Annotated in this window: 2 protein-coding genes; both read right to left on the bottom strand. The window is 68.3% G+C overall.

All coding sequences use genetic code 11. From position 1 onward, the window contains the following. Positions 1-707: mechanosensitive ion channel family protein (locus B4E30_RS07865; protein WP_286794532.1), on the bottom strand; the 707-nt coding region annotated here is incomplete at its 3' end. A gap of 69 nt (positions 708-776) precedes the next feature. Continuing rightward, positions 777-1,866: ERAP1-like C-terminal domain-containing protein (locus tag B4E30_RS07860; RefSeq protein ID WP_286794530.1), on the bottom strand; the 1,090-nt coding region annotated here is incomplete at its 5' end.

Genomic DNA, 1,866 nt, shown 5'->3' with positions numbered 1-1,866 from the left:
GCCGTGAGCATGACTGCTTCGGCACGGTCGACATCGGCGGCGCGCGCGACGCCGATGTCGAGGACCACGCGCGACCACCCCTGCGACATGTTGCCGATCCGCGTGATCTCACCGTTGCGCACGTACCAGAGGGTGCCGTGGACATCGCGCACGTGGGTGATGCGCACGCTGACGTACTCGACGATGCCGGTCGCGAGCCCGAGATCGACCACGTCGCCGATGCCGATCTGATCCTCGGCGACGATGAAGATGCCGTTGAGCACGTCCTTGACGATGTTCTGCGCCCCGAACCCCAGTCCCGCACCGATCGCGGCGGTGAGGAGGGTGAGGGACCCCAGCGCGTTCGGGGCGAGCACGTTCACGATCAGCAGTCCGGAGACGATCACCACCGCCACACCGACGATGTTCTGCAGGATCGAGCCGAGGGTGCGCGTGCGCTGCACGAGTCGGAGTGAGGCCAGCGGCGACCTCTCCAGCGCCTGGGTGTCGAGAACGTTGGCGCGAGACTTCGCGCCGTGGACGATGCGGTCCACCACCCTTCGGATGATGATCCGCAGGATCCATGCGACGACCACGGCCACCGCGACGATCGCCGCCACCGCCAGCAGGCGGGTGCCGGCCTCCACGAGCCACGCCTGCACAGCCGTCCACAGGTCCGTCTCCAGAACCTGCTCGGTCGTGTCCTGCGCGAAGTCGATGGCGCTCATCGCGACGATCCTATCGACGGATGCCCCGGTGCTCGCTGTGCGGCGAGCACCGGGGCATCCGGAGCGGGATCACGAGGCGTCGCGCTCCTGAACCGCGAGCGCGCGCTCGACACCGGCGAGGTTCTCGTAGACCATGCGGCGCAGAGCCGCCGGGGCATCCGAGTGGGCGTCCAGCCAGGCGCGCGTCGCGTCGCGCAGCTCGACCGACGCGAGCACGCTCGGATAGAGCCCGGTGATCAGATACTCGGCGATCTTGTACGTGCGGCTGGTCCAGACCGTGTCGAGCATCGCGAAGTACGGTTCGACGAAGTCCGGCAGCAGTGCCGCACCCGAGGGGTGCACGAAGCCCATGGCCGCGAAGCGCACGATCGTGTTCGGCAGGTCATCCCGCTCGACCAGCGAAGCCCATGCGGCCTTCTTCGCTTCCGGCGTGGGGAGGGCGGCACGGGCCTGGGCGGCGAATTCACCGCCCTTCGCCGTGTTGTCCTGGGCGAGGGCGCGCTCGATGTCCGGCACGTCGATGACCGCACCCGCAGCGAGAGAAACCAGCAGCTGCCACGACAGGTCGGTGTCGATCTCGAGACCCTCGAGAGCGGTCTCGCCGTCGCGCAGCGCACGCACGTTCTCCCACTGCGACGGTGTCGCCGCGGCGGCGGCGAACGCCGTGACGAACTGCAACTGGCTGTCGCTTCCCGAGGGAGCCTCCAGAGCGAGATCCCACAGCGCATCGGCGACCTTGATGCGCGTGATCTCGCGCTTCTCGGGTGCGACGTAGGCGTTCGCGGCCAGCTGCAGCTGGGCGAGGGTGGTGCGCACCGTCGTCGACTCGCTCTCGCTGCCGATGTTGCGCAGCACGAGATCGACGTAGTCGCTCGCCGAGGCTTCCGCGTCGCGCGTCTGGTCCCAGGCTGCACCCCACACGAGGGAGCGGGCGAGCGGATCGCTGATCTTCGAGAGATGGTCGATCGCGGTCTGCAGCGAACGCTCGTCGAGCCGGATCTTCGCGTAGGCGAGGTCGTCATCGTTGAGCAGCACGAGATCGGGGCGCTTCTGGCCGACGAGGTCCGGCACCTCCGTAAGGTCGCCGTCCACGTCGAGCTCCACGTGATGCGTGCGCACGAGGCTGGCGCCGTCAAGGTTGTAGAAGCCGATGCCCAGC

The organism is Microbacterium sp. UBA3394, assembly GCF_002358725.1.
In the GTDB taxonomy this organism is placed as follows: Bacteria; Actinomycetota; Actinomycetes; order Actinomycetales; family Microbacteriaceae; genus Microbacterium; species Microbacterium luteum.
Note: the sequence above shows the minus strand (reverse complement) of the source record. Positions and strands in the feature narration are given on the sequence as shown.